This is a genomic window from Nocardioides sp. NPDC127503 (assembly GCF_040302165.1).
Lineage (GTDB): Bacteria > Actinomycetota > Actinomycetes > Propionibacteriales > Nocardioidaceae > Nocardioides.
On the sequence record NZ_JBEORH010000003.1, the window covers coordinates 425,277 to 447,267 of the forward strand.

General features: G+C 69.3%; 20 protein-coding genes and 1 pseudogene. 15 read left to right on the forward strand and 6 right to left on the reverse strand.

The genetic code is table 11. The annotated features are described in order from the left end of the window. Positions 1 to 205: 205 nt before the first annotated feature. Positions 206 to 1,546, reverse strand: coding sequence for a crotonyl-CoA carboxylase/reductase (gene ccrA, locus ABTW65_RS09115; RefSeq protein ID WP_350659717.1), 1,341 nt, complete (start codon positions 1,544 to 1,546; stop codon positions 206 to 208). 134 nt (positions 1,547 to 1,680) lie between these two features. Then, positions 1,681 to 2,130, reverse strand: a complete 450-nt coding sequence (mce, locus tag ABTW65_RS09120) for a methylmalonyl-CoA epimerase (protein WP_350659718.1) — start codon at positions 2,128 to 2,130, stop codon at positions 1,681 to 1,683. 144 nt (positions 2,131 to 2,274) lie between these two features. Between mce and ABTW65_RS09125 the strand changes: the two genes are divergently transcribed. The 4 genes from ABTW65_RS09125 (at position 2,275) to ABTW65_RS09140 (ending at position 6,013) form a co-directional block, all read left to right on the forward strand. Next, positions 2,275 to 3,462 (forward strand): acetyl-CoA C-acetyltransferase, encoded by a 1,188-nt coding sequence (locus ABTW65_RS09125; protein WP_350659719.1) that lies wholly within the window; start codon positions 2,275 to 2,277, stop codon positions 3,460 to 3,462. 12 nt (positions 3,463 to 3,474) lie between these two features. Next, on the forward strand, positions 3,475 to 4,419 hold the full coding sequence (gene meaB, locus ABTW65_RS09130; RefSeq protein WP_350659721.1) for a methylmalonyl Co-A mutase-associated GTPase MeaB: 945 nt from the start codon (positions 3,475 to 3,477) through the stop codon (positions 4,417 to 4,419). Between the two features lie 77 nt (positions 4,420 to 4,496). Next, complete coding sequence (locus ABTW65_RS09135; RefSeq protein WP_350659722.1) at positions 4,497 to 5,003, forward strand: PH domain-containing protein; 507 nt, start codon at positions 4,497 to 4,499, stop codon at positions 5,001 to 5,003. A 50-nt stretch (positions 5,004 to 5,053) separates the two neighbouring features. Beyond that, positions 5,054 to 6,013, forward strand: coding sequence for a co-chaperone YbbN (locus ABTW65_RS09140; protein WP_350659723.1), 960 nt, complete (start codon positions 5,054 to 5,056; stop codon positions 6,011 to 6,013). Here the strand turns inward: ABTW65_RS09140 and ABTW65_RS09145 are convergent. Beyond that, a complete protein-coding gene (locus ABTW65_RS09145) occupies positions 5,986 to 6,897 on the reverse strand; it encodes a LysR family transcriptional regulator (RefSeq protein ID WP_350659724.1) in 912 nt (303 codons plus the stop codon). The genes ABTW65_RS09140 and ABTW65_RS09145 overlap by 28 nt on opposite strands. 73 nt (positions 6,898 to 6,970) lie before the next feature. Here ABTW65_RS09145 and ABTW65_RS09150 point away from each other — a divergent pair. Next, positions 6,971 to 7,807 (forward strand): annotated as a pseudogene (locus ABTW65_RS09150) (EamA family transporter); the annotation flags it as partial. Positions 7,808 to 7,831: 24 nt separating this feature from the next. Here the strand turns inward: ABTW65_RS09150 and ABTW65_RS09155 are convergent. After that, positions 7,832 to 8,575: an NUDIX domain-containing protein gene (locus ABTW65_RS09155; RefSeq protein WP_350659725.1), complete on the reverse strand. Its 744-nt coding sequence runs from the start codon at positions 8,573 to 8,575 to the stop codon at positions 7,832 to 7,834. A gap of 93 nt (positions 8,576 to 8,668) precedes the next feature. On the opposite strand from ABTW65_RS09155, the gene ABTW65_RS09160 reads away from it, so the two are divergent. The 3 genes from ABTW65_RS09160 (at position 8,669) to ABTW65_RS09170 (ending at position 11,403) form a co-directional block, all read left to right on the forward strand. Continuing rightward, complete coding sequence (locus tag ABTW65_RS09160) at positions 8,669 to 9,253, forward strand: carboxymuconolactone decarboxylase family protein (RefSeq protein WP_350659726.1); 585 nt, start codon at positions 8,669 to 8,671, stop codon at positions 9,251 to 9,253. Beyond that, a complete protein-coding gene (locus ABTW65_RS09165; RefSeq protein ID WP_350659727.1) occupies positions 9,250 to 10,143 on the forward strand; it encodes an RNA polymerase sigma-70 factor in 894 nt (297 codons plus the stop codon). Before ABTW65_RS09160 ends, ABTW65_RS09165 begins: the two co-directional genes overlap by 4 nt. A 66-nt stretch (positions 10,144 to 10,209) precedes the next feature. Next, positions 10,210 to 11,403, forward strand: a complete 1,194-nt coding sequence (locus tag ABTW65_RS09170; protein ID WP_350659728.1) for an MFS transporter — start codon at positions 10,210 to 10,212, stop codon at positions 11,401 to 11,403. A 28-nt stretch (positions 11,404 to 11,431) separates the two neighbouring features. Here the strand turns inward: ABTW65_RS09170 and ABTW65_RS09175 are convergent, their stop codons facing one another. Together ABTW65_RS09175 and ABTW65_RS09180 are read right to left on the reverse strand one after the other, a co-directional pair. Further along, positions 11,432 to 12,475: an NAD(P)-dependent alcohol dehydrogenase gene (locus tag ABTW65_RS09175; protein ID WP_350659729.1), complete on the reverse strand. Its 1,044-nt coding sequence runs from the start codon at positions 12,473 to 12,475 to the stop codon at positions 11,432 to 11,434. A 92-nt stretch (positions 12,476 to 12,567) separates the two neighbouring features. Next, on the reverse strand, positions 12,568 to 15,981 hold the full coding sequence (locus ABTW65_RS09180) for a M36 family metallopeptidase (protein ID WP_350659730.1): 3,414 nt from the start codon (positions 15,979 to 15,981) through the stop codon (positions 12,568 to 12,570). A 140-nt stretch (positions 15,982 to 16,121) separates the two neighbouring features. Between ABTW65_RS09180 and ABTW65_RS09185 the strand changes: the two genes are divergently transcribed. The 7 genes from ABTW65_RS09185 (at position 16,122) to ABTW65_RS09215 (ending at position 21,925) form a co-directional block, all read left to right on the forward strand. Then, the gene (locus ABTW65_RS09185; protein WP_350659731.1) at positions 16,122 to 16,901 is read left to right on the forward strand and encodes an enoyl-CoA hydratase/isomerase family protein; all 780 of its coding nucleotides are present in this window, start codon (positions 16,122 to 16,124) and stop codon (positions 16,899 to 16,901) included. A 5-nt stretch (positions 16,902 to 16,906) separates the two neighbouring features. Next, complete coding sequence (locus tag ABTW65_RS09190; protein ID WP_350659732.1) at positions 16,907 to 17,242, forward strand: hypothetical protein; 336 nt, start codon at positions 16,907 to 16,909, stop codon at positions 17,240 to 17,242. A gap of 111 nt (positions 17,243 to 17,353) precedes the next feature. After that, a complete protein-coding gene (locus ABTW65_RS09195) occupies positions 17,354 to 18,145 on the forward strand; it encodes an electron transfer flavoprotein subunit beta/FixA family protein (protein WP_350659733.1) in 792 nt (263 codons plus the stop codon). A 21-nt stretch (positions 18,146 to 18,166) separates the two neighbouring features. Further along, positions 18,167 to 19,120, forward strand: a complete 954-nt coding sequence (locus tag ABTW65_RS09200; protein WP_350659734.1) for an electron transfer flavoprotein subunit alpha/FixB family protein — start codon at positions 18,167 to 18,169, stop codon at positions 19,118 to 19,120. 198 nt (positions 19,121 to 19,318) lie between these two features. Next, positions 19,319 to 20,536 (forward strand): phospholipase D-like domain-containing protein, encoded by a 1,218-nt coding sequence (locus ABTW65_RS09205; protein ID WP_350659735.1) that lies wholly within the window; start codon positions 19,319 to 19,321, stop codon positions 20,534 to 20,536. A 24-nt stretch (positions 20,537 to 20,560) separates the two neighbouring features. Beyond that, complete coding sequence (locus ABTW65_RS09210; RefSeq protein ID WP_350659736.1) at positions 20,561 to 21,466, forward strand: phosphotransferase family protein; 906 nt, start codon at positions 20,561 to 20,563, stop codon at positions 21,464 to 21,466. A gap of 51 nt (positions 21,467 to 21,517) precedes the next feature. Further along, on the forward strand, positions 21,518 to 21,925 hold the full coding sequence (locus ABTW65_RS09215; RefSeq protein WP_350659737.1) for a hypothetical protein: 408 nt from the start codon (positions 21,518 to 21,520) through the stop codon (positions 21,923 to 21,925). Positions 21,926 to 21,991: the final 66 nt, after the last annotated feature.

The window sequence follows — 21,991 nt, forward strand, 5'->3', positions numbered from 1 at the left end:
GTCGGGCTTCTTCCGAGGCTCTGAAGCCTCGTTGAAGATGGATAGTCCCTCATTCGTCATTTGTGGCGGATTCCTCACACTTTAGGGGGGTTTGTGTCTTGCCCTCTGCTCCCAAAGGGCAAGACTACGGCCGGTCGCCCCTCGCGCAAGGGGAGACCGGCCGTGAATCCAGTCTCAAATGGGCTATTTACCTGGACGCGACGTCTCAGATTCCGCGGAACAGGTTGATCTTGTCGATGTGCGCCGCGCGCTTCTCCTCGTCGAGGACGCCGAGGCCCTCCTCGGGAGCGAGGCAGAGCACGCCGACCTTGCCCTGGTGCTTGTTGTGATGGACGTCGAGAGAGGCCTGGCCGACCTCTTCGAGGGTGTACGTCCGCGACAGCGTCGGGTGGATCTTGCCCTGGGCGATGAGGCGGTTGGCCTCCCACGACTCGCGGTAGTTCGCGAAGTGGCTGGAGATGATCTTCTTGAGGTTCATCCACAGGTAGCGGTTGTCGTACTCGTGCATGTAGCCCGAGGTCGACGCGCAGGTGGTGATGGTGCCGCCCTTGCGGGTGACGAAGACCGAGGCGCCGAAGGTCTCGCGGCCCGGGTGCTCGAAGACGATGTCGATGTCCTCGCCGCCGGTGAGCTCGCGGATGGCCTTGCCCAGGCGCAGCCACTCCTTCGGGTTCTGCTTGGTGCCCTCCTCGTTCCAGAACTTGAAGTCCATCTCGGAGCGGTTGATGACCATCTCGGCGCCCATGTTGCGCACGATCTTGGCCTTCTCCTCGTTGGAGACCACGCAGACCGGGTTGGCGCCGCCGTTGAGGGCGTACTGCGTCGCGAAGCCGCCGAGGCCGCCGGAGGCGCCCCAGATCAGGACGTTGTCGCCCTGCTTCATGTTGCCGCCGTTGGCGGAGACGAGCTGGCGGTAGGCGGTGCAGTTGACCAGGCCGGGGGAGGCGGCCTCCTCCCAGGTCAGGTGCTCGGGCTTCGGCATCAGCTGGTTGGCCTTGACCATCGCCACGTCGGCGAGGCCGCCGAAGTTGGTCTCGAAGCCCCAGATGCGCTGGGAGGGGTCCATCATCGTGTCGTTGTGGCCGTCGGGGGCCTCGAGCTCGACCGAGAGGCAGTGGGCGACGACGCGGTCGCCGGGCTTCCACTTGGTCACGCCGGCACCCACGGCGAGCACGACGCCGGACAGGTCGGAGCCGACGACGTGGTAGTCGAGGTTGTGGCGGGCGCCGAGCTCGGACTCCTTGCCGTAGCGCTCCAGGAACCCGAAGGTGGAGACCGGCTCGAAGATCGAGGTCCACACGGTGTTGTAGTTGATCGCGGACGCCATCACCGCGACGAAGGCCTCGCCCGGACCGAGCTCGGGGAGGGCGACATCCTCGACGTGGATGGACTTGCGCGGGTCCTTCTCCTTGGTCGCGACGCCCTCGAACATGTCGACCTCGTCCTTGTGGACGGTTGCGGCGCGGTAGTGGTCGGGGATCTCGAGGTTGGCGAACTCCTCGCCGGGCGTATCGCCGGCGAGAATCGCGTCGAGGATGTGTTGCATGGTCGGCTCCTGCGTCGTCGTAGGGGTCGCGGTTGACTCTAGTTCGCTGGACATTACTGGTGAGTAACCGCAATGGCCAGCCTGATGTGACACATGACTCTTGGATCGTTCACGTGCCCTGGTGGGGTCTAGCCTCAGTGGGCGGGGTTCGCGGCCGGCTCGACCAGCTCGACCAGGACGCCGCCGGCATCCTTGGGGTGGATGAAGTTGATGCGCGAGTCGGCGGTGCCGCGTCGCGGTGCGTCGTACAGCAGACGTACGCCGCGCTCCTTGAGGATCGCGGAGACCTGCTCCACGTCGGTGACCCGGTAGGCGAGCTGCTGCATGCCGGGGCCATTGCGGTCGAGGAACTTGGCGATGGTGCTGTTCTCGTTGAGTGGGGCGAGCAGCTGGAGCTTGTTGTCGGAGTCGCCGATCGCGATCATCGCCTCCTCGACGCCCTGCTCCTCGTTGGTCTCGCGGTGGGCGAGCTTCATGCCGAAGGTCTTCTCGTAGAAGTCGATCGCCGCGTCCAGATCGGCGACGGCGAGACCGACGTGGTCGATCTGGGTGAACAGGTGCGATGGGATTTCCACGGATGTCATGGGCCTACTCTCCTTGAGGTCGGGCTCAACGGGCACAATGTGTGATGACAGCCACACCAGGCTGTGCTCAACACTCTTCCCACTGAGGTTACTAATTAGTAACCTCAAGGCAGATCAGCACCACCCAACATTCATGGAGGACCCATGTCCAACGTCATCGTCGCCGGGGCACGTACGCCGATCGGCCGCCTGCTCGGCGGGTTCAAGGGCCTGTCCGCGGCCGATCTGGGCGGCATCGCCATCAAGGGCGCCCTCGAGAAGGCGGGCGTCTCGCCGGATCAGGTCGACTACCTGATCATGGGCCAGGTCATCCAGGCCGGTGCCGGCCAGAACCCGGCGCGCGCCGCGGGCATCGCCGGCGGGCTGCCGATGAACGTGCCCTCGATCACCATCAACAAGGTCTGCCTCTCCGGCCTCAACGCCATCGCCACGGCCGACCAGCTGATTCGCGCCGGCGAGGCCGAGGTCATCGTCGCGGGTGGCATGGAGTCGATGACCAACGCGCCGCACCTGCTGCCGAAGTCCCGCGAGGGCTTCAAGTACGGCGACACCACGCTGGTCGACTCGATGGCCTACGACGCGCTCTACGACCAGGCCACCAAGCAGGCGATGGGCGGGCTGACCGAGCAGATCAACGCCGAGGGCGTGAAGCTCACCCGCGAGGAGCAGGACGCCTTCGCCGCCACCTCGCACCAGCGCGCCGCCGCGGCCCAGAAGAACGGGCTCTTCGACGACGAGATCGTCCCGGTCTCCATCCCGCAGCGCAAGGGCGACCCGATCGTGATCAGCGCCGATGAGGGCGTACGCGGCGACACCACCGCCGAGTCGCTCGGCAAGCTCCGCCCGGCGTTCTCCAAGGAGGGCACCATCACCGCCGGCTCCGCCTCGCAGATCTCCGACGGCGCTGCCGCCGTCGTGGTCATGTCGAAGGAGAAGGCCGAGTCGCTGGGTCTGGAGTGGCTGGCCGAGATCGGCGCCCACGGCATGGTTGCCGGTCCTGACTCCTCGCTGCAGCTGCAGCCGGCCAACGCCACGGCCAAGGCCCTCGAGAAGGAGGGCATCACCGCCGCCGACCTCGACCTCGTCGAGTTCAACGAGGCGTTCGCGGCCGTCGGCATCGAGTCCATCAAGGAGCTCGGCCTCGACCCCGAGAAGGTCAACGTCAACGGCGGCGCGATCGCCCTCGGTCACCCGGTCGGCATGTCCGGGACCCGGGTTGTGCTCCACCTGGCGCACGAGCTCAAGCGCCGTGGCGGTGGCACCGGCGCCGCCGCGCTGTGTGGCGGTGGCGGTCAGGGCGACGCCCTGATCGTGCGTGTCCCCAAGGCCTGAGCCATCGCTGATGTGAGCGACCTGGTCGCGCGCGCCCGGGGCGGTGAGCCCCGGGCGGTCGCGCGGCTGGTGTCGTACGTCGAGAACGCCCCGGTCGGCGGGGGAGAGCGGCTCCGCGAGGTGATGGCCGCGCTCGCGCCTCATGGCGGCCACGCCCACATCGTGGGGCTCACCGGCGCACCCGGGGTGGGGAAGTCGACCACCACCTCCGCGCTGGTCCGCGAGCTGCGCTCCGAGGGGCGCACCGTGGCGGTGCTGGCCGTCGACCCGTCCTCGCCGTTCTCCGGTGGCGCGCTGCTGGGCGACCGGATCCGCATGACCGACCACGCCACCGATCCGGGTGTCTTCATCCGCTCGATGGCCTCCCGAGGTCACCTCGGCGGGCTGGCCTGGTCGGCGCCGCAGGCGATCCGGGTGCTGGACGCTGCCGGGTTCGACGTCGTGCTGGTCGAGACCGTCGGCGTCGGCCAGTCGGAGGTCGAGATCGCCGGGCTCGCCGACACCACCGTCGTGCTGGTCGCGCCCGGCATGGGCGACGGCATCCAGGCCGCGAAGGCCGGGATCCTGGAGATCGGCGACCTCTACGTCGTCAACAAGGCCGACCGCGACGGCGCGACCAAGGTCCAGCGCGACCTGCGTGGGATGCTGCGCCTGACCGACCGCACCGAGGGGGCCTGGACCCCGTCCGTCCTCACCGCCGTCGCGCAGTCCGGCAAGGGCCTGGCCGAGGTCGTCGGCGCGCTCGACGAGCACCGCGACTGGCTGCGCTCCAGCGGGACGCTGGAGCTGCGGCGTACGCGTCGGGCCCGTGCCGAGGTCGAGGCCATCGCCGTCGAGACCCTGCGGGCGAGATGGTCGACGGTCGGGTCGGCCGGCGACCTAGACGCCCTGGCGGCGGATGTGGTCAAAGGCGTACGAGACCCCTACGCCGCCGCCGACACCCTCCTCGATGACTAGCCCTTTCGGCGCGAGTTGTCCCGGCGTACGGCCTGTTCTCTCGCCACGGGTTCTGCGGAGTCACTATCGTGGCCTGTGTGAACCTCTTCGGTGTCGACATCTCCAAGCACCTTCTGCGAGACGAAGGTGAGGTCGTCGTCGACGAGGTCACCCATCACTGGGTCTCCTACATCAAGCCGGTCGCCTACGCGATCCTCGGGCTGGCGCTGATGATCGTGGCGGCGACGATCGACATGAACGTCGCCTGGATCATCGTGCTGCTCGCGTTCGGGCTGGTCGGGTACGCATTCTGGCGGGCTCTGGTGATCAGCCGGGACCGGTTCGTGGTCACCAACATGCGCATCTTCCGCGTCCACGGCGTGCTCTCGAGCGAGCTGGCGACGATGCCGCTGGCTCGAGTTCTCGACATCACGGTGAAGCAGTCGTTCACGGGTCAGATCTTCAACTACGGGCACTTCGTCTTCGAGTCGGCCGCTCAGGAGCAGGGCCTGAACAACATCTACTTCGTCGGGCGGCCCACCGAGCGTGACCTGACCATTCAGCGCGTCGTCCAGCGTGCGGGTCTCCGCGGCAGCGTGGGATAAACCACCGTCGGTTGGCCGCTGCGCTGGTCCCTCCTCATAGGATTGAGAACATGACGCAGCAGCCGTTCTCCCGTCCCGGAGCCGTCGACCTCTCCGGGCTCGCCAGCACCACTCCCGCACAGGACGCCGCCTTCGGCGGTCCGGCCGATGCGGCTCCCGCTCAGGGGCGCAGCGCCGGCTCCTACACCGTCGAGATCGACGAGCAGATCTTCCAGTCGGTGCTCGAGGCGTCGATGACCGCTCCGGTCGTCCTGGTCTTCTACTCGGCCTCCCGTGCTCCCGAGAGCGTCACCTACGCGGCCGACGTGTCGACGGTCGTGGAGGAGTACGACGGCCGCTTCCTGGTCGGCCTGGTCGACATCGACAAGAACCCGCAGATCGCGCAGGCGCTGCAGGTGCCCCAGGTGCCGCTCCTCTACATCCTGCTCGATGGCCGGCCGGTCACCCAGCCGATCCCTGGCGCGCTCAACCTCGAGGAGCTGCGTACGGTCTTCCAGCAGCTCGGGCAGCAGCTCACCACCCAGGGCATCGGCGGGCGGCACAAGCCCAACGCCCTCGGCGGTGCCGTGGCGACCGAGGACGGCGACGAGCCGGCGATGGATCCGCGCTACGCCCCGGCCCAGGACGCCCTGGAGCGTGGTGACATCGACGCCGCAGTGGCCGAGTACGAGAAGCTGATCGCCTCCAACCCCGCCGACTCCGAGGCCGCCGCCGGGCTGGCGATGGCCAAGGTGCTGCAGCGTACGCAGGGGGTCGACCTCAACGCGGCCCGTGCCGCCGCCGCGGGCGCGCCCGACGACGTCGAGGCGCAGACGCTCGTCGCCGACCTGGACCTGCTCGGCGGCCACGTGGAGGACTCCTTCATCCGCCTGGTCGAGCTGGTGCGGCGTACGTCGGGGGATGAGCGCAACAAGGCGCGCGAGCACCTGCTGGGGCTCTTCGCCGCGGTCGGCAACGACGACGAGCGAGTGCTCAAGGGCCGTCAGTCGCTGGCCTCTGCGCTGTTCTGAGCCGCGAGGGCCGTCAGCACGGCGGTCACCGCCGGCGAGGCGGCCATCGTGCGCCGGTGCAGCGCGAGGATCTCGCGCGTGGGGACCGGGTCGACGACACGTACGGCGACCAGGTCCTCACCCAGCGCCGCCCGCCCCATGCGCGGGATGAGCGCGATCCCGAGGCCGGCTCGCACCAGTGCGAGATGGCTGTCGAACTCCATCGAGACGTGCGCGATCCGCGGCAGCTGGCCGGTGCCGGCGTACATCCGGTTCAGCCACTGCCGGCAGATCGTGCCCTCCGGAGTTGCGATCCAGTCCTCGGCAACGAGGTCGTGCGGGGTCACCTTGGCGAGCTGGGCCAGCGGATGGTCGCGATGGGCGATCACGTCGGCGATGTCGCGGTGGAGCTCGGTGGTGACGAGATGGTCGGGGATGGAGAGCGGCACGTCGCCCCAGGAGTGCACGACGCCGATCTCGCTGTGACCGGTGGCGACCAGGTCGACGGTGTCCCACGGCTCGCGCTCGGAGAGGGTGAGGGCGAGGTCGGGATGGACGGTGCGGAGCTTGCCGGCGACCGGCGCCACCATCCCGCGCATCGCGGTCGAGAATGCGGTCAGCCGCAGCCGCCCAGCCACGGTGGTGGCCTGCTCGTGCAGCCCGGACTCCAGCGACTCCATGTCGGCGAGCAGCCGCGAGCCCTCGTCGACCAGGTGCCGGCCGGCATGGGTGAGCATGACGCCGCGCCCGATCCGCTCCAGAAGAGGTACGCCGACCTGCCGCTCGAGCCGCTTGACCTGCTGTGACACGGCGCTCGGCGTGAAGCCCAGAGCGTCGGCCGCCGCGACCACCGAACCATGGGTGTCGACGGCGCGGAGGGCGACGAGCGAGGCGAGGTCGATCATGAAGCGATGCTACGTCATTGGATGAAGAATCATTCGCTGGTGCTTCATTGTCTTTGTTGTCATCGTTGATGGTGTGACTCGCCGTGACTCGCTGCTCGCCGTCCTCGTCGCCGTCCTGTGGGGCTTCAACTTCGTCGTCATCGACTGGGGCCTCGAGGAGCGCGACGGGCATGCGGTGCCGCCGCTGCTCCTGCTCGCCGTGCGGTTCGTCCTGGTCGCGTTCCCGGCGGTGTTCCTGCTCCCGCGTCCGAAGGCGTCGTGGCGGGTCATCGCGGCGGTCGGGATCTTCATGAGCCTGGGCCAGTTCGGGCTGCTCTACACGAGCATGGCCGCCGGGATGCCGCCCGGGCTGGCCGGGCTGGTGCTCCAGGCGCAGGTCGTGCTCACGATCGTCATCGCGGCCGGGGTGCTGCGCGAGCGACCGACCCTCATGCAGGTGATTGGCGTCGTCGCCGGCGCCCTCGGGCTGGTCGTGGTCGCGCTCGGGCGGGGCGGTCACGTGCCCGCCGTCGCGCTGGTGCTGTGCCTGCTCGCCGCGCTGTCGTGGGCGATCGGCAACGTGATCTCCCGGGCGGCCAAGGTGCCCGGTGGGCTCTCGCTGACGGTCTGGTCGGCCCTGGTCGTACCGCTCCCGCTGCTGGCGCTCTCGCTGGTTCTCGACGGGCCGGAGGGTGTCCGTGAGGGGGTCGCCGCCTTCGGCTGGGAGGCGCTCGTCTCCACCGCCTACACGGTCGTGCTGGCCTCCTTCGTCGGCTACGGGATCTTCAACTCGCTGCTCGCGAGGCACCCGGCGTCGTCGGTGGTGCCGTGGATCCTGCTGGTCCCGCCGGTCGCGATCGGCTCCGCGTGGCTGCTGCTCGGGGAGGTGCCGAGCGCCGGCGAGCTCGCCGGCGGCGCCCTCCTGGTGATCGGGGCGCTCGTTGCTCAGGGGGTGCTACGCGCGCCCCGACTCGGTGTAGCCAGGACCGCCCCGCAGCGCGGCGAGGGCGGCCTCGACCCGGCGCGCGGTGAAGTCGGCGGCCCGCTCGCGGACCTCGTCGAGGGTGCAGAACGCCACTGAGCGGATCTCGCGCGGCTGGAGCGTGGTCTGCTCGACGATCGAGGACGGGTGGACGCCGCCGTCGAAGACCAGGCAGACGGCGTCGTCCCAGCCGCCCCACGGTGGCAGCCAGTCGGTGAGCAGCAGGTCGCCGGCGGGGAGGACGAGGGCGAGCTCCTCCTCGATCTCGCGAGTGGTGGCGAGCTTCGGGGACTCGCCAACCTCCACGATGCCGCCGGGCAGGTCCCAGTCCTTCTTGTAGGTCAGCTGGCACATCAGGACGCGCTCCTCGGCGTCGCGCACCAGCATCTGCCCGATCGCGCGCTTGCGCGGGAGGAACGAGTTGAGCAGCGCCCGGAAGCCCTCGGGTGCCTCCACCGGCGCATCGCTCGCGACCCGGGCGTAGAGCATCCGGTCCTTGCCGCCCGCCACGCCGCGGAGCAGGCCCTCACGGTGAAGTCCCGACCAGGTAGCGGTGCGCTGCTCGGTCGGGTCGTCCGGGTCGACCAGCGCCTCCACCCGGTGATGGGTGAGCAGCGCGGCGGCCACCTCGCGGCGTACGACATCGACGGCCTCGCCCGCGGCCCACTCGATCCGGGCAACGCCCTCCGCCACCGTCGTCGTCTCTGGCTCGCTCACGCGACCACCCTAGCGAGCCGGGACTGTCACAACCCGGGGGTCGTCGGTGTCTGGATGGTGACGAGATGCTCCGTACGACACAGGAGGGCAACGATGCCCAGCACGTTCAGGATCCCGAAGGCAGATCTGACCGGCCTCTACGGCGCCGTGGTGCGGCGGGTGAGCAAGAAGATGTACGGCGAGGTCCCCGATGTCGGCTACGTCTACTTCCACCACAAGCCGCTGCTGCGCGCGGTGATGGGGTTCGAGACAAAGGTGGGGAAGTGGAAGGCGCTCGACCCGACGTACAAGTCGCTGGCCGAGATGGCCGCGGCGAGCACGATCGGGTGCAGCTGGTGCCTGGACTTCGGCTACTACCTCGCCCGCAACGCGGACCTCGACCTCGAGAAGATCAGCAAGGTGCAGGTGTGGCGGACCGCTGACGTCTTCGACGAGACCGAGCGGAAGGTCATCGAGTACGCCGAGGCGATGTCGTCCACGCCGATGACCGTCACCGACGAGATGGTCGCGGCCCTGCTGGCCGAGCTGGGCACCGAGGCGATGGTGGAGCTGACGCAGATGATCGCGCTGGAGAACATGCGCTCCCGCTTCAACTCGGCCGCCGGGCTGCAGAGCCAGGGCTACTCCGATGTCTGCGAGATCCCGCTCGCGCCAGCGCCGGTAGGGTCGCACGCATGAGCCAGCCGACCGGCGACGATGCCGCGACGAAGGTCTTCGTCGCCCACCGCAACCTGCTCTTCACGGTGGCCTACGAGATGCTCGGCTCGGCCGCCGACGCCGAGGACGTGCTCCAGGAGACCTGGCTGCGCTGGGCCGAGGTGCCGCTGGAGGAGGTGCGCGACCACCGCGCCTACCTGGTGCGGATCACGACCAGGCTCGCGCTCAACCGCATCCGGACGCTGTCGCGTCGCAAGGAGACGTACGTCGGTCCGTGGCTGCCGGAGCCGCTGCTGACCGCGCCGGACGTCGCCGAGGATGCGGAGCTCGCCGACTCGCTCTCGACCGCGGTGCTGCTGGTGCTGGAGACGCTCTCGCCGACCGAGCGGGCGGTCTTCGTGCTGCGTGAGGTCTTCGCGCTCGGCTATGACGAGATCGCGGCAGCGGTCGACAAGTCGCCCGCCGCTGTGCGGCAGATCGCCCACCGGGCCCGCGACCACGTCGCCGAGCGGCGTCCGCGCGAGTCGGTCTCGGCGGTCGAGGCGCGGCACGCGCTGGAGCGGTTCCGCGACGCCGCGACGGGCGGCGACCTACAGTCGCTGCTGGACGTGCTCGCCCCCGACGTCGTGCTCTTCTCCGACGGCGGCGGTGTGGTGCAGGCGGCCCGCAAGCCGATCCACGGCGCCGAGAAGGTGCTGCGGTTCTTCGCAGGGCTGGCCACGAAGTACGGCATCCCGAGGTTCGAGCTGACCAGCGTCAACCGCGCCCCCGGGATGCTGATCTACTTCGGCGAGGAGGTCGACGGCGTCGTCACTCTGCACGTCGAGGACGGCATGGTCACCGGCCTCTACTACGTACGCAACCCCTCCAAGCTCAGCGGCGTCGCAGAACAGGTCCACTTGGAACGCTGAGGCCGAAGCCGGCGCTGAGGTGGCGCGTGCGAGGGTGACGACGTACGTGCTGCTTGGAGGTTGGCGATGGAGGAGCGGGTCGAGGGTCGGCCACTGCTCGCGGTGCTGGTCACGCTCTGTGTGACCGTCACCGCGGCGTACGGCGTCCTCTACTACGCCTTCACCGTCCTACAGCCGCGGATCGTCGACGCCACCGGGTGGTCGGCGGCCGCGATCACCACCGCCTTCTCTGCCGGCACGCTGGTGGGAGCCGTGGCGGGCATCCCCGTCGGGCGGATCATCCAGCGCTTCGGGCCGCGGTGGGTGATGGCCGGGGGCAGCCTGCTGGGAGCGGTGTCGCTGCTCGTGGTCGCTGCTGCGCCTTCCTACTGGATCTTCGCGCTGGGCTGGCTGCTGGTCGGGCTCTCGACCGCCGGCACCTTCTATCCGCCGGCCTTCGCGGCGCTGACCCACTGGTTCGGTACGCGGCGGGTCGATGCGATCACCACCCTCACCCTGGCCGGCGGGTTCGCCTCGACGATCTTCGCGCCGCTCACCGACGCGCTGGCGGGGTGGGTGGAGTGGCGATGGACGTACGTCATCCTGGCCGGCGCCTTCGTCGTGCTGACGTTCGTGCCGAGCATCGTCGTGCTCGATCTCGCCTGGAAGCCGACTGCTCCGGCTGAGGACGGTCGACCTGTGCGGGACCGGGACGTGCTGCGGAGCAGCCGGTTCGTGCTGCTCACGCTTGCGGGCACGCTGGTCTCGATGGTCGTGTTCGCCTCGATCGTCCACCTGGTGCCGTTCCTCGTCGAGCACGGGCTGAGCGCGACCACCGCCGCCTGGGCCCTCGGGCTCAGCGGCGCCGGCCAGGTCGCGGGGCGGGCGTTCTATCCGATGCTCGCTCGGAGGTTCGGCGTCCGGGCCCGGATGATCGGGGGAGTGCTGTGGTTCGCCGCCTCCGTCGCGCTGCTTCCGTTGCTGCCTGCCGTCGGCTGGGTGATGATCGTCGCCTCGGTGCTCACCGGCACCGCTCGCGGGCTCTACACGCTCATCGCGGCGACCGTCGTCAGTGACGTGTGGGGGCCGGAGAGGTACGCCGCGCTCAACGGTGTCTACTCCGCTCCTGCCGGGGTCGCCGGTGCGCTTGCTCCTGCTGTGGGCGCTGCGCTAGCTGCCGTGCTGGGCGGGTATGACGCGCTCTACTGGGTCCTTGCTGGGACCGTGCTTGTCGCTGCTTTGCTTGCGGGGGTTGCGTTGGCGTCGTTCGGGCGGCGGTGACTCAGCCTCTGGGCTCTGTTCGAGAGGACTAGGGGACGACAACGGCGCGGCCGCGAAGCGTGCCTTCGTGAAGTCGCCGGTACGCCTCCGGTGCCTCGTCCAGGGAGAACTGTTCCGTCTCCACGTGCACGAGCCCAGCGCGGGCGAGGTCGAAGACCTCCATCAGCTCCGAGCGCGAGCCCCAGTAAGGAGCCCGGATCCCCGCGTCGTACGGCTTGGAGAGCGCGCCGACCTGGGCGCTGGCGGTGCCGATGCCGACGATGACCAGATCGCTCTCCACACCGATCACGGACGAGGCCAGATCGACGGTCGGCTGGGCGCCGACGAAGTCGAAGACGGCGGTGACGCCGCGGGCGCCGACTACCTTGCGGATGTTGTCGGCGGCCGTCTTGTCGGACAGGAAGGCGTGGTGGGCGCCGACGTCGGTTGCCAGGGCGAGCTTGTCCTCGCTGAGGTCGAGCGCGATCACGGTGGCAGGGGAGAGTGCCCGCAGCAGCTGGATCGCGACGTGACCGAGGCCGCCCGCGCCGATCACGACGGCGGTCGAGCCGGCGACCAGCTTGGGCAGGGAGCCCTTGATGGCGTGGTAGGGCGTCAGGCCGGCGTCGGTGAGCGCCACGTTGGCGACCGGGTCGAGGTCGCCGAGCGGCAGCAGGTGGCGGGCGTCCGGCACGAGGACGTACTCAGCCATGGTCCCGTCGGTGCCGAGCCCTGGCGGGCTGATGTGGAGCTCGGCGGCGCGCTCGCAGTAGTTCTCCTTGCCCTGCGCGCAGGGGTAGCAGCGGCCGCAGCCCTGCGGCCCGTAGATCGCCACCGGCTCACCGGGCTCGATCCCGTGCACGCCGTCGCCGAGCGCGTCGACGACCCCGACGCCCTCGTGGCCGAGCGTCATCGGCAGCGGGTAGCCGAACGACTGCCAGGCATCCTCCGGCAGGCCCATCACGAAGGAGTCGGAGTGACAGGCGCCGGCCGCGGTGATCTTCACCCGCACCTGGCCCGGTGCCGGCTCTGGCACCGGAACCTCGCTGATCTCCGGCGCAGCGCCGATCGTGACGTACCTCAGAGCCTTCATCGTCGATCTCCAGACCGGCAGGACCCCCGCCCGCCGCTGCGTCCCGTTCTACCCTGGCGTCCGTGAGGACGCCAGGGTAGAAGCCGGTCCGGCTACTGCCCGAAGACCTGCAGCTCGGCGGCGTGGACGATGGTGCCTCGGTCGGAGCCGGTCTTGCAGTCGGTCGTGGTGAGCGGGTCTGCGTCCTGCTCACCGGCGTAGCCGGCATAGCCCGTGCACTGGTTCTCCAATGCCACCATACGGACCGCCGCGGCGGAGGTGTCGGGGACGTCGAAGGTGCGCAGGTTGAGGTTGGGCGCTACCGGCCTCGGGCGCTTTCCGGGGAAGGCGTCGTCGGCCGAGGTGTAGAAGCGCTTCCAGGTCGCGCCGGCCGTGTCGCAGGCGGAGACGCATGCCTCCAGTGCGAACTTCCGGAGGGCGGTGAAGCGCGACCCCGAGTCGGCGTCCGTGTCGGTCGCCGGCGACAGGTAGGCGCTGACGTTGACCGTGTTCACGGTGCGCGTCCCGCCGGCCAGGTCGACCGCGATCGAGGGTGTGGTGGCGTCCACGTTGTCCGCGGTCACCCCACCCCAGTTGGTGCCCTCGGTGCCGTCGATCAGGGCGCCCGGGTTGCGGGAGCCCTCGGTCGAGGTGAGCACCTTGGCCCCGTTGGCGGCCGCGGCCAGGTTGGTCCCGGTCGCGAACGAGACGGTCTTGGTGATCTCCGTGGGGGAGACCGTGACCGTCTTGCGCTGGGCGCCACCGGTGGCGGAGACGTACAGAAGCTCGTACGTCCCCGGCACGAAGTGCGCCACCGACCCGAGCGCGGTGCTCGAGAGCGTGTCAGCGATCGGGGTCGCCCGCGCCTCGAAGCGGCCGACGTAGACCTTCCCGGGCGCCGGTGCGCTGAAGGTGACCTTGACGTTGCGCGAGGCCGGCGAGGCGAAGCTCGGGGTCGGCTCGTGGTCGTCGGCGGTCGTGGTGGCGTACTGGCCCATGCCACGGCGGGCGAACGCATCGGCGATCACCTGGCGGTTGGCGCCGCCGAAGCGCATCTGGTCGGCGGCGAGGAAGGCGTCGCGGGCGTCCAGCATCGAGGTCGCACCCTGCTGGAGCAGGAACGAGTCGAAGACCAGCTGGATCCAGCGGCGGTTGCCGGGGCACTTGTCGGCGGCCAGCGGCGAGGCGGTCGTCGTCCCGACCGAGCAGCGCCGCTGCAGGGCCTTGTCGGCGTAGGGATAGGTCGCGTTGTACTTGTCGACCAGCGCCTGCCGCACCGACCACATCGTCCCGTTCCAGATCTCGCCGTCGGCGTGGACCTCGGGTCCGGTGCTGTCGAAGCCGTAGTCGGAGAAGTTGAGCGGGTTCTTGTCGATCGCGAAGTCGCGGATCGCGACGTCGGTGTTGCCGGTGGCGTAGGAGCCGACGGCCCAGGGGCTGCCGCCGTTGTAGAGGTCGTGGGCGAACATGTGCTCGGCCGCGGCCAGGTCGCTCCAGGACTCACCCATCGCGCCGCCCTGCTCCGAGGTCAGGCCGTCGTCGGGGCCACCGACCATCCGGTTGGAGATGGCGTGGGTGTACTCGTGGCCCACGATCCCGAAGTCCAGCGAGCCGTCGGTGCAGGGCGCGTAGAAGGCGCCGGCGGCGGGCTGGAAGAGGTACTGGTTGGTGACGCCCGGAACGCCGTCCATCAGCGTGAGCTGGTTGGCGTTGTTGCGACCGGTCAGCAGCCCGCTCTGCTCGATGATCTGCGAGTCGAGCGCGGCGGCCTGCGCATTGCCGACCTCGGCGTCGAGGCCACGACCGCCACGGCCGAGGTTGTCGGTCTGCAGGTTGTAGTTCTCCTCGGTGAAGCCGAGGAAGTAGGACCAGTCGTGCATCCGGTTGTGGCTGGCGAACAGGTTTCCGACCACGTAGTTCACGTCGTTGCCGCCGGGGACCAGAGTCGTGGGCGAGCACTTGGAGTTGTTCCAGGCGTCGGTGAACGTGCCGGTGTAGTCGCGTACCGGCGAGATCGGCGCCTGCTCGAGGCCACCGGCGGCCAGCGGCGAGAGCCAGCCCTCGTGGGTGTTGGCGTTGTTGCCGATCGTGGTCAGGCTCGGCACCCCGACGGCCGTGTTGAGCAGCGTGTCCCACGGGCCGGCGTTGGCCAGGCTCTTCAGTTCCGGCCCGGTGCACTCGGCGACCTTGGTCCAGCAGGCGATCACATCGTTGGCCGGGACCGCTTCACCGCCGGTCGAGGCGGCATCGGGCGTGCCGGGGAAGTAGGACCAGCGCGGGTTGCTGCCCGGCAGGTCACCTGTCTCCGCGCCGGCATCGGAGGAGGCGACGGTCACCGTGTAGCTGCCCACGAGCAGCGAGTCGTCGAAGGGACAGACCTGGACCGCGTACGTCCCGGGGTCGATCTTCTCCGCGGCGTAGGTCGCGGTCTCGGGGCTGGTGAGCAGGTCACCTTCCACGAGCAGCTTCCCGTCGGGGGCGAAGAGCTTCACGGTGAAGTCGTCGGTCGGCAGCCCGACCGCGACCGCGGCCAGGGTGCGGGTCTTGTCGTCGGAGATCTCGAAGGTGTGCTTCGGGCCGCAGGCGCCGAGCGCGGTGCCGGTGAATGGACCCTCGACGTCGTTCTCGTGGTTGACGTTGTTGCGGCGCAGGAGCACCTCGCCGGTGGCCGCGTCGACCAGCACCGTCTGCCCCAGCAGGGTGGCGGCGGCGGAGTCGACGACGGTGGCCTGGAAGACGGGACGTACGCCCTCACCGGGGACCGGGAGGGCCCGCAGCCGCACCAGCTGGTCGGTCGCCAGACCAGGGACGGTCAGCTTGGTCCAGTCGGTCAGCTTGGCGGCGAGGTCGGTGACGATCTCGCCGACCTTCGCGCCGGAGATCGGGCGTCCGGCCGAGGCCGCCGCCTTCAGCCACGCCTCGGTCGGGGTGAGCTCGGCCTTCGCCGGAGCGCCGGTCACCTTGGACAGCGAGGAGGAGACGTAGGTGATGTCACCGCCGGCCACCCCCACGGTGACCAGCCCCTCGGTCGCGGCGGACAGGCCGTCGTAGGTCTGCCGGAAGAGCACCGCATGACCGCCCCCGCCGGCCAGCTTCTGGTCGCTGACGAGCTCGAGGTCGTCCATTTGGCCCGCGGTGAGCCCGAAGACCGCCGCGTTGTCGTCGAGGAAGTCCCGGGCGGCGGCGACCGGGTCCGAGGAGCCGGCCGTGGCCAGCACGCCGTCGGAGGTGATCAGCGAGGTCGGAGTTCCGTGGGCGTTCCAGCGGATGTCGACGGCGTCCAGGGCCTGGGCCGCGGACTCCTGGGTCGAGGTGGGCAGCACGCGGTCGCGTACGTCCAGGCCGGCATCGGCCTCGTGACCGAGCAGCCCGCCGGAGCGGGCCGCCTCAGCCATGGTGTTGGCAGTGTCATCAGTAGTGGAGAGCGCGGCACCCGAGACCGGCGTCGCCAGTACGACAGCGCCGAGGGCGAGGCTCAGCGCGGCACCGAGGCTCACCCTGGCGCGACTGGAACGAATATCGGTCATGTTATTGAAACGCCCCTTTACCGGCCGGGGTTACGCGATACACGCAACGCCTGTACCGCGAACCGGCACACGAGAGGTGGAAGGCACCCGATAGTGTTCCGGACACATGTAACCGCCTTCACAGACAGGGGAGCGCCACGATGGGTGACTTCGTCAACCTCACCGTCGAGGACGGCATCGGCACGATCCGGCTCGACCGGCCGAAGATGAACGCGATCAGCTTCCAGGTGCAGGCCGAGCTGCTCGAGGTCGCGACCGAGGCGGCAGCCGACGATGACGTACGCGCGGTCGTCGTCTACGGAGGCGAGAGACTGTTCGCCGCCGGGAACGACGTCAAGGAGATGGCCGGCCTCTCCTACTCGGAGATGGCCAAGCGGGTCGCGGGCGTGCAGACCGCGGTGACGGCCGTCGCGGAGATCCCCAAGCCGGTGGTGGCCGCGGTGACGGGCTACGCGCTGGGCGGCGGTTGCGAGCTGGCGCTCGCGGCCGACTTCCGGATCGCCGCCGACGACGCGACCTTCGGCCAGCCGGAGGTCCTGCTCGGCATCATCCCGGGCGCCGGTGGCACCCAGCGGTTGGCCCGCCTGGTCGGGCCGTCGAAGGCAAAGGATCTGATCTTCTCGGGCCGCTTCGTCAAGGCAGACGAGGCGCTTGCAATCGGCTTGGCCGACCGGCTCGTACCGGCGGCCTCGGTCTATGAGGAGGCGCTCGCGTGGGCGAGCCAGTTCAAGAAGGCGGCACCGTACGCTCTGGCGGCGGCGAAGACGGCGATCGACAAGGGCCTCGGGGTGGACCTCGCCACCGGGCTGGCAATCGAGCAGCAGCAGTTCGCCGGCGTGTTCGCGACGCAGGACTCCCAGACCGGGATGGCATCGTTCCTGGAGAACGGCCCCGGCAAAGCCAACTTCGAAGGGAAGTGAATCTCGTGTCCGACACCAAGACGTCCACCGGCCCGGGCATGGTCCACACCATCCGGTCCTACGCCTCCAGGGTGGTCTGGGCGATCGCGCTGCTTGCCGCGCTGGCCCTGGCGATCGGAGCGCTGATGATCGCGCTCAAGGCGAACCAGGACAACACCCTCGTGGCGTTCATCCTCAACCTCGCCGACATCGCCGATCTCGGCCTGTTCTCGCGGGAGAACGGCATCAAGCAGTTCAGCGGTGAGGACGCCGAGATCAAGAACGCGCTCTTCAACTGGGGCATCGGTGCGCTGGCGTGGCTGATCGTCGGCCGCATCGTGGCCGGTGTGATCCGGCCCTGAGCCCATGTGACATTCTCAACGCGTAGGCACCTGTCATCCGTATGTGACTGACGGGTAACATCGCTGGCGAACTACGACCATTCCAGGAGGGGCCGGCAAGGCCGCACCATCATGAACATTGTTGTGCTTGTGAAGTACGTGCCGGACGCGACCGCGGACCGGCAGTTCGAGGACGACTTCACCGTCGACCGCGTGAACGTCGACGGTCTGCTCTCCGAGCTCGATGAGTACGCCGTCGAGCAGTCGTTGCAGATCAAGGAGAAGCGCGAGGGTGAGGAGATCACCGTCACCGCGCTGACCGTTGGTCCGCAGGCTGCCGAGGCTGCTGTGCGCAAGGCGCTGCAGATGGGTGCCGACAAGGGCGTCCACGTCGTCGACGACGCCATCGCCGGCTCGGACTCCATCGCCACCTCGCTGGTGCTCGCCAAGGCGATCGAGAAGCTCGGTCCGGTCGACCTCGTGGTCGGCGGTCTGGCCTCGACCGACGCCGGCATGAGCGTCGTCCCGGCGATGCTGGCCGAGCGCCTCGGCCTGCCGCAGGTGACCCTGGCCTCGGTCGTCGAGACCCAGGGCGACCAGATCCGGATCAAGCGTGACGGTGACGTGGCCACCGAGGTCATCGGCGGCACGCTGCCGCTGGTCCTCTCGGTCACCGACCAGTCGGGCGAGGCCCGTTACCCGTCGTTCAAGGGCATCATGGCGGCCAAGAAGAAGCCGCTGGAGACGTGGTCGCTGGCCGACCTCGGTGTCGATGCCGGCCAGGTCGGCCTGGGCGCTGCCTACACCGCGGTCGAGGAGACGGCGGCCCGTCCGCCGCGTACTGCCGGTGAGATCGTCACCGACGAGGACGGCTCGGGCGCCAAGGCGCTGGCCGAGTTCCTCGCGTCCAAGAAGTTCATCTGAGGCCGGGAAGGATTCTGAATCATGGCTGAAGTTCTCGTTCTCATCGACCACGTTGGTGGTCAGGTCAAGAAGCCGACCTACGAGCTGCTCACCCTGGCCGCCAAGCTCGGCGAGCCCTCCGCTGTCTACATCGGTGGCGCCGACGGTGCCGCCGGTGCGGCGGAGGCCGTGAAGGGCTACGGCGCCGAGAAGGTCTACGTCATCGACGACGCCCAGATCAAGGGCTACCTGGTGGCCCCGAAGGCCGAGGCGCTCGCGCAGCTGGCCGGCACCGCCTCCCCGGCCGCGATCCTGCTGCCCTCCTCCGCGGAGAACAAGGAGGTCGCCGCCCGTCTGGCGATCAAGATCGACTCCGGTCTGATCACCGACGCGGTCGACCTCGACGAGTCCGGTGTGGCGACCCAGTCCGTCTTCGCCGGCAACTTCACGGTCAAGGGCAAGGTCACCAAGGGCACCCCGATCATCACGGTCAAGCCCAACTCGGCCGCTCCGGTCGAGAAGGCCGGCGCCGCCGCGGTCACCCCGTTCGAGGTGACCATCTCCGACGCCGCCAAGACCGCCCAGATCGTGGCCTCCCAGCCGCGTAAGGCCTCCGGCCGCCCGGAGCTCACCGAGGCCGCGATCGTGGTCTCCGGTGGTCGTGGCACCGGCGGCGACTTCTCCGCCGTCGAGGGCCTCGCCGACGCGCTCGGTGCCGCTGTGGGCGCCTCGCGTGCCGCGGTCGACTCGGGCTGGATGCCGCACACCTTCCAGGTCGGTCAGACCGGTAAGACCGTCTCCCCGCAGCTCTACGTGGCCAACGGGATCTCCGGTGCGATCCAGCACCGTGCCGGTATGCAGACCTCGAAGACCATCGTCGCGGTCAACAAGGACGAGGAGGCACCGATCTTCGAGCTCGTCGACTTCGGTGTGGTGGGCGATCTGCACACCGTTCTCCCGGCCGTCACCGAGGCCGTGGAGGCCGCCAAGGGCTGAGTCAAAGTGTGACGTTCGTCCCGAAAACCCGCCTCCGAGCACCGCTCGGAGGCGGGTTTCTTTCGGTTTGGCATCTTGTTCTGGGAATTGTCGTTGCGGCCCATACGTCGCTGGGTATAGTCCGGCCGCATGTGGGTGAATGCGCTGAGGTCGAGGACGACCCGGAAGATATCGATCGCTTCGGCTGTGGCGGGCTGCGTGGCTGCCCTGGTTGTGGCGACGATGTCCGTGGTCTCGACACCGGCGACCGCGGCGACCTGGTCGCCCCCGGCGGGGCCGTTCTTCAACAACCCGACCGGTGACGCGTCGCAGCGCAACTTCATCATCCACCGGCTCAACAACAGCATCCGCTACGCGCGCGCGGGCTCCTACATCCGGTTCGTCACCTACAACCTGGACCGCGCGGACACGGTCGACCACCTCATCGCCGCGCACAAGCGTGGTGTCCACGTGCAGATCCTGGTCAATCGGAAGATGTGGAGCAGCGGTGAGCGCAAGCTGGCCGGCCGTCTCGGCACCACGCGCTCCCGCCCGAGCTTCATCTACGGCTGCGCCGGCGCCTGCCGTGGATACGACACGGGCAACCTGCACATCAAGATCCACTCGTTCACCCAGGTCGGCGACAAGCGCAACATCATCATCAACAGCTCCGGCAACCTCGGTGGCGGAGCGGCCGGCTCGCAGTGGAACGACGCTCAGACGATCTATGCCAACGACAGCCTGTGGTCGACCTGGCTGCGGATGTTCAACGAGCTCAAGGCCGACAGGAAGGCCACGCCGCGCTACGTGTCGTGGTCCGGTGGCGGCACCTCCGTCGGCTTCCAGCGTCAGCGTCCGGGCACGACCAGCGACGAGATCTACGCCCGCGGCACCGGTGACCGGGTGATCGACCGGCTGCGGCTGATCGGCTGCAGTGCGCCGAGCGGCTACGGCACCAAGGGCAAGACGATCCTGCGGATCCACATGTACGCCTGGTATGGCCGCCGTGGCGAGCGCATCGCCGACGAGGTCGTCCGGCTGAAGAAGCGCGGCTGCGTGGTCCGGGTGATCGGCTCGGTCACCAGCAACGTGGTCTACCGCAAGCTGAGGGCGGTCGGCATCCCGGCGCGCGACGCCGCCTGGGACTGGGGCCAGAAGAAGTCGACCAGCGGTGACAACATCGTCTACGGCTCGCGCTGCTACTCCCACTACAAGTGGATGAGCGTCAACGGCCGCTTCGCGGACCGGGGCACCTACAGCGTCTGGACGGGCTCGGAGAACTGGTCGCCGCCGTCGTTCAGCAACGACGAGGTCACCTTCCGGTTCACCTCGAAGAGCTACTACACCGCCTACACCGCCCGGTTCAACAAGATGTGGGACAGCCCGCGGGCCACGCACCGGATCTACCTGGAGCCGAAGACCCGTCCCTGCGCCTGACGCTGGGGGCGCTAACCTCGCCGGGTGAACTTCGGTGAACTCGGTGGGGGCCTCCGGCCGCTCGACGGCGGCTGGTCGGGAGAGACGTTCCTGGCAGAGGCTGGTGGGGAGAGATCGGTCGTGCGGGTCTTCGCCGACCCGCGCCACCACCCGCAGGCTGCGGAGATCCACGGGGCCCTGCACCGTCTGGTGCGGGGCCTCGTCCCGGTCCCGGACGTCTTGGAGGTACGCCGCGCCGACCCGGCCACGGGCACGCCAGCGCTGCTGGTGACCGAGTTCGTCGAGGGCGTACGCGGCGACCTGCTGCTCCCGGATCTGGACGAAGCGCAACAGGCCAGGCTCGGGCACTGCCTCGGCGAGCTGGCTGGCACCCTGGCCGGGATGCCGTTCCTGACCGCCGGGATCTTCGCCGACAAGGACCTGCGGGTCGAGGCGTTCGCGCTGGACCTGACCGACTGGGTCGAGTCGTACGCCGACCGTCTCGACTGGTCACCGCCCGATCTGGACGGCCTGCGGGACGTGGCCGCCGACGCCCAGGACCTCCTCGACACGGTCCCCAGGGTGAGCCTCGTGCACAGCGACCTCAACCCCAAGAACCTCATCGTGGACCCGGAGACACTGCGCGTGCGCGCGGTGCTGGACTGGGAGTTCGCCCACGCCGGCTCACCGTTCGCCGACCTCGGCAACCTGCTGCGGTTCGACCGGGAGGCGGCCTACGTCTCGGGGGTGCTGGAGGGCTACGTAGCGGTGCGCGGCGGCAGTGCCACGGATGCCCTCGATCTGGCCCGCTCCGCGGACCTGGTCGCGCTGGTCGAGCTCGGGGCGCGGCGTACCGCCAATCCGGTGGCTGCCCGGGCGCACGACCTCCTGCTCGAGATCGCTCGATCCGGGGATGTCCACACCGCCCCGGAAGGCTCCGATCGCCGCTAGGATCGGAGCGCGCCGGACGGTGCCGGCGCAACCTGGGGGATGGTTGTGGGAGTGAGTGATTTCGACGGGGTTCGGGGCCCCGCCGGAGGTTGGTGGCGTGGCTGGACGCCCTGGATCTCGGCGCTCGTGCTGTCGGCGCTGTTCGCAGGGGCGACGTCGGGGATCGCGTTCGTGCGGAAGACCTACGAGCCCCCGGTGGACTATCCGGCGATGAACGAGTCCGAGCCGGCGGCGGAGGCCTCGTCGTCCGCGCCGGCGAAGCAGGACCGGCGCGAGTCGCCGTCGACGCGACCGACGGGCGCGCCCGCCGACCCGACGCCGGTGAAGGCGCCGCGCAAGGCCCGGCCCTCCGCGTCTGGGTCGAGGAGTGGCGAGCCGATGGCGACACCTCGGCCGTCCGAGAGCCCGTTCGACCCGCTCGGCGGTCTCGGCGTGCTGCTGGGCCTGGGCGAGGACTGACCCCGGCCGTGCGGTCCGCACGGCGAAAGGGTGGTGGCTGCGTACGCCGGACGGCATAGGGTTTCC

Bases quoted from the DNA above. Each gene is read 5' to 3' on its own strand.
- ABTW65_RS09195 (WP_350659733.1), top strand. From the start codon at position 17,354: ATGAACATTGTTGTGCTTGTGAAGTACGTGCCGGACGCGACCGCGGAC.
- ABTW65_RS09160 (WP_350659726.1), top strand. From the start codon at position 8,669: ATGCCCAGCACGTTCAGGATCCCGAAGGCAGATCTGACCGGCCTCTAC.
- ABTW65_RS09145 (WP_350659724.1), bottom strand. From the start codon at position 6,897: ATGATCGACCTCGCCTCGCTCGTCGCCCTCCGCGCCGTCGACACCCAT.
- ABTW65_RS09200 (WP_350659734.1), top strand. From the start codon at position 18,167: ATGGCTGAAGTTCTCGTTCTCATCGACCACGTTGGTGGTCAGGTCAAG.
- ABTW65_RS09175 (WP_350659729.1), bottom strand. From the start codon at position 12,475: ATGAAGGCTCTGAGGTACGTCACGATCGGCGCTGCGCCGGAGATCAGC.
- ABTW65_RS09165 (WP_350659727.1), top strand. From the start codon at position 9,250: ATGAGCCAGCCGACCGGCGACGATGCCGCGACGAAGGTCTTCGTCGCC.
- ABTW65_RS09180 (WP_350659730.1), bottom strand. From the start codon at position 15,981: ATGACCGATATTCGTTCCAGTCGCGCCAGGGTGAGCCTCGGTGCCGCG.
- mce (WP_350659718.1), bottom strand. From the start codon at position 2,130: ATGACATCCGTGGAAATCCCATCGCACCTGTTCACCCAGATCGACCAC.
- ABTW65_RS09125 (WP_350659719.1), top strand. From the start codon at position 2,275: ATGTCCAACGTCATCGTCGCCGGGGCACGTACGCCGATCGGCCGCCTG.
- ABTW65_RS09140 (WP_350659723.1), top strand. From the start codon at position 5,054: ATGACGCAGCAGCCGTTCTCCCGTCCCGGAGCCGTCGACCTCTCCGGG.
- ccrA (WP_350659717.1), bottom strand. From the start codon at position 1,546: ATGCAACACATCCTCGACGCGATTCTCGCCGGCGATACGCCCGGCGAG.
- ABTW65_RS09170 (WP_350659728.1), top strand. From the start codon at position 10,210: ATGGAGGAGCGGGTCGAGGGTCGGCCACTGCTCGCGGTGCTGGTCACG.
- ABTW65_RS09185 (WP_350659731.1), top strand. From the start codon at position 16,122: ATGGGTGACTTCGTCAACCTCACCGTCGAGGACGGCATCGGCACGATC.